This is a genomic window from Nostoc cf. edaphicum LEGE 07299 (assembly GCF_015207245.1).
In the GTDB taxonomy this organism is placed as follows: Bacteria; Cyanobacteriota; Cyanobacteriia; order Cyanobacteriales; family Nostocaceae; genus Nostoc; species Nostoc edaphicum_B.
The window spans coordinates 1-4,811 of record NZ_JADEXF010000393.1 but is presented as its reverse complement, the minus strand read 5'-3'; the positions used below and the strand labels follow the sequence as shown (position 1 = coordinate 4,811).

Here is a 4,811-nt window from a genome sequence, read left to right as displayed (position 1 = left end):
GTCCTCTTATGTTCGCGTAGCGTCTCGCAGAGAGAGCTGGATCCGCTCACTACAAACCTTGAATTATTTACACCGCTCTACTTATAAAATATCTCCTGAATAGTCAAAATTGTGGCAAAGCGATAGTAACGTAGTTTATAATTATGAGTTATTTAATTCATTTTTATTAGTTACTCTCAGGGTTGAGTTCGTTGATTTCTCTGCACTTAGCCTCTGCGGCTTGATATGCTGCCAGATAGTCTTGACCACCCAACATTACATCACCGTAATATTCATAAGGTGGATCGCCATAAATTGGCAATGGATCGTCTTCTGGATAATCTTCTTTTGATTCTTCAATGATGGCTTTCAGCTTTTTAACAGTCAGACTATGTGCTGCAAAATACCAGATTTCTTGGGGATTTTTGTTCAGGTAAGGTAATGTGGGATCGATAATTCGGACATCGGAGGCGTCGTCTAGCTCAATCCAACTGTGTTCAACCGGTCTATAGGGCTTCCCAGCAAAAGCTAAAAATCCCTGAATATACTTTGCTCCCTCAGTAGATAATGCTGCTTTATAAGCATTATCAAACGGAGTGCTAGCTCTGCTGTTTATCTGTTCAGCAATTTTGATTGACAGCGTTTCATCCAATAGTTTGTTCATCAATAGCACGGATTAGAGCAGCCATAAAAACATATTACCACTGCGACTTACCATTTTACTTAGGCATTGGGCATTGGTTATTCACTAATGACAAATGACTAATCACTAATGACAAACTCTACTTTATGCTAATCACCATCTGTAAATTTCTTAACAAGTCGCTTGAGGTGTAGGGCTTAGACAAAAGGGTTTTGACACTATTACCAAGGTTTTTAATCATTGCATGATTGGAGGCTAATCCACTAACACCAATAATTTTGATATCTGGATTAATTTTTTTCAATACATTGATAGTTGTTGGCCCATCCATAGATGGCATCATCATATCAACTAATACCACACTAATTTCTTGTTGATGTTTTGTATATAGTGCGATCGCATCAATACCATCACCAGCCACTAAAACTTTATAGGCATTTTCTTCTAACCAGGTTTGAGTAACCTCTCGAATTGAATCTTCATCATCAACAACGAGAATTAATTCTCCATGCCCTGCTGGTAATTCCTGATATCTAGCTAATTTACTATCTGCTTCGATTGTCTGCGTTACAGGTAAGCAAACTTGAAACTCTGTACCTTTGCCCACTTCACTAACTACATTCACAAAACCGCCGTGGCTTTTGATAATGCCAAGGACTGTTGAAAGACCAAGCCCTGTGCCTTTACCCACTTCTTTTGTTGTGAAAAATGGCTCAAAAATTCTATCTATTATTTCTCTTTTAATTCCTATACCTGTATCGCGCACGGTAATCATCACATAAGAACCCGCCTTAGAATCAATATTCATCCGAGCATAATGGCTATCAACCCAGAAATTCTTCGCAGAAATCTTTAAGATACCGCCATAAGGCATAGCATCACGAGCATTAATACAGAGGTTCATCAGCACTTGGTGTATCTGAGTTGCATCACCAAAGACATCCCACAGGTTTTGCCCAGGAACATCAATGTGGATTTCAATAGCTCTGGAAAATGTTTGCTTAACAATATTTTCGATTTCTAAAATTGAATTCCGTATCTGTAAGGTTTTAAAGTTACCTACAGATCCGCGTGAAAACCATAGCACTTGTTTAACTAAATCTGCTGCACGTTTAATATTTGTTTCCATAATTGTCAGCCATTTCTGACTTTTTTCATCCGGCAGCTTTGCCTCTAAAAGTTGTACTGTCATCATCATCGGTGTCAGTGCATTGTTGAGGTCATGGGCGATGCCACTTGCTAGAGTGCCAAGACTCTCCATCCGCTGGGCCCGGAGAAACTGGGCTTCAAGTTGCTTTTTCTCTGTGATGTCGGAGTTGACAATCAAAATGGATTTGGCTTGCCCCTGATCATCATTTACCAGTGTCCAACGACTAGCAACGATGATTTCTTTGCCTTGTTTTGTGACTTGATATAACTCACCTTGCCACGCACCACTATCACCTAAAGTTTCCTGGATGTTTTTTAGTTGGCAAAAACTTTGCTTTTGATAAAAAAGCTGATTGGCATTCTTGCCCACTACTTCTTCTGCCATCCAACCGTAGAGATGTTCAGCCCCTTTATTCCAAAATTGAATTTGGTTAATCAAATTTTGAACGATAATCGCGTCTGTGGTGATGTTAAGCAAAGCAGCTTGCTCGCGGATTTTCTGTTCTGCATCTTTGCGTTCGCGTAGCGCAGCTTGCTGTTTGGTAATATCAATTACAAAGCCCGCCATCCGAGCAACTTTACCTGTAGAGTCTAAAAAGATATACCCATTGTTCTCAACTGTGATATAAGCGCCATCTTTACGACATACGCGAAATTCAAGATGGAATCGCTCTTTTGTGGATAAAACGCGGTTAATCTCTTTGTTAAAGAAGCTGCGATCGTCAGGATGAACCAATTCTAGCCAGCGGTTCAAGCCTCCGAACATCTCAGGCATAGAGTAACCTAATATTCGCTCTACATTGCCACCATATTTAATCTCATTGGTATGCAAGTGCCAGTCATAGAGAATCTGACCACTTGCTTGAATTAGTGCTTGATAGCGATTGTTCCATTCATCTAATGCATCTGAATGACATCGTAGTTTTTCCTCTACCCGTAGGCGCTCTAAGATTTCGATCTCTAAACGCTTATTTTGCTCTGTGAGTTTTTTTGTGAGGTTTCGTAAACGTAAATGGGTATTTATCCTAGCTAAAACCTCTTGATGTTCTAAAGGTTTAGTAATGTAATCTACAGCCCCAAGATTCAAACCTTTAACTTTATCTACCTTGTCACTCATGGCAGTTATAAATATTACGGGAATATCTTGAGTAGCTGGATTTGCTTTCAAAAGTCTACAAGTCTCAAAACCGTCGATTCCTGACATTAAGATATCCAGTAAAATCAGGTCAGGTGAAGCATAAGCTGCCATATTAATAGCACTTTGTCCATCTTCAGCTACTAAAACTTGAAAACTGTAATACTCTAAAAAATCAAATAATACTTGTAAATTCACAGAAGTATCATCGACTATTAAAATAACAGGCTTTTCATTTTTATTAAAATTCATACTTGCCTCTTATTAAATTTTTTTAAAAAATTATCGGATTTATTTGCCTTTAAAATAAAATCTTTGGCAAGTTGATGAACATCTGTTGCAGATGGCACTTTATCACCTACTTGTTGGAATGACAAAAAAAATTTTGCTATCTATTTAGACTATTTATTGGCTGATTTGGTATATCATATTTTCTGCCAGTTTTTTTAGATATGCACAAATTTTGAACTTGAAATTAAAAAGATTTAATTAAAAGTTAATTATTTCCCCAGAATGGGTATATATCAATACGGTTGGGTTAAGAAAAGCGCAACCCAACAAAGCCCCGGAAATGTAGGGTTTTGTTCCTCAAACGCCACTTGCTTCTCCTAAAAGGAATCAAATAGGATTGCTATACATACCTCATTTTTATTAGAAAAAGCTATATAGCGATCGCACTTTTATTCTCTTCCCAAAAACAAATAAATATGTGAAAAAGTGAAGGGCGCACAGCTAGCTGCACGCCCCTACTACGTTTATCTATAAAATCACGGCGTTGTAGAGGGATCGAGTTTTAGCCGAGCCGTTTTGGGGCGACAGGGGCTTCCCCAACAAACCTGTCCAGAAGGCATATTAGTAAAAACACTACTCCGAGCGCCAATTACAGCATTAGCCCCGATTTGCACTCCTGGCCCAACAAAACAATCTGCCGCTACCCATGCACCATTTTCAATGGTGATACTTGCTGTTTTCAACCCAAAGGCAGGATCTCGGAGATCGTGAGTACCAGTACACAGGTAACTTTTTTGAGAAACTACGCAATGCTCGCCGATCTCGATCCGATCGAGGCTATATAAAACTACGTTATCTCCAATCCAACTGTAGTTACCAATATTGACTTTCCAAGGGTAGGTGAATCGGGCTGTAGGTCGAATTAATACACCTTTGCCAATACGAGCGCCAAATAATCGTAGCAAAGCACAACGCAGAATATTTAACGGTTGAGGAGTTAGAGGAAAGGCGATCGCTTGTACAAACCACCATAATAAAACGTACCAACTTGGACGCCCCCGGTCAAACCAAGATTGGTCATATTTGCGTAAATCTACGAAAGGTTTGTCATTTGTCATTTGTCATTGGTCATTTGTCATGAGTCAATGGTTAATAGTTTTCCGTCTACTCCCCTGTTCTCCTGCTCCTCTGCTCCTTCCCTCGCGGGAGTTGCAGTGTTTAAGTGACCACCACAGTTGCGTAATTCGTAAAGTTTAACGCCAATTTGATATTCATATTGACTCAGCAAGCGTGCATAGATATATCCTGCTTTGCCATCTAAAAAACCGCGTTGAATTATATAGAACAAAACAAATCGCAAAACGGGTTTAAATGGCAAGCGTACCCAAACTTTCTTCAAAAATCTTTTGCGTTGCACAGCATCACCAAATAGATTAGCGCCGATAGTACCGCTATCATCTTTACCTGTAAGAATATTAAAATAAACCCTGGCTTCCCAGTTGGAATAGCGGTTGTGCCGTTCTAACCAGTGGTAAAGGTCGCGGAAGTCTTCGTGGAGCATATCATTTTTGAGATACCCAACTTTTCCTTGCAAAATAACGTGTTCGTGAACTTCGTTATCACCAGTATTAGGAATATCTTCTGTATTTAAATTTTCGTAGCGACCTTTTTTAT

Annotated in this window: 4 protein-coding genes and 1 pseudogene; all 5 read right to left on the bottom strand. The window is 39.2% G+C overall.

All coding sequences use genetic code 11. From position 1 onward, the window contains the following. Positions 1-166: 166 nt before the first annotated feature. A complete protein-coding gene (locus IQ229_RS13315; RefSeq protein ID WP_194044372.1) occupies positions 167-643 on the bottom strand; it encodes a hypothetical protein in 477 nt (158 codons plus the stop codon). A gap of 118 nt (positions 644-761) precedes the next feature. Beyond that, entirely contained in the window at positions 762-3,158 is a 2,397-nt protein-coding gene (locus IQ229_RS13310; protein WP_194044370.1) for a hybrid sensor histidine kinase/response regulator, read from the bottom strand. Beyond that, positions 3,155-3,283, bottom strand: a complete 129-nt coding sequence (locus IQ229_RS24535) for a hypothetical protein (protein ID WP_265582980.1) — start codon at positions 3,281-3,283, stop codon at positions 3,155-3,157. The genes IQ229_RS13310 and IQ229_RS24535 overlap by 4 nt, the downstream gene beginning before the upstream one ends. Positions 3,284-3,673: 390 nt before the next feature. Further along, the gene (gene hpsU, locus IQ229_RS13305; RefSeq protein WP_194044368.1) at positions 3,674-4,255 is read right to left on the bottom strand and encodes a hormogonium polysaccharide biosynthesis acetyltransferase HpsU; all 582 of its coding nucleotides are present in this window, start codon (positions 4,253-4,255) and stop codon (positions 3,674-3,676) included. A 17-nt stretch (positions 4,256-4,272) separates the two neighbouring features. Next, a pseudogene (locus IQ229_RS13300) lies at positions 4,273-4,811 on the bottom strand (glycosyltransferase family 2 protein); the annotation flags it as partial.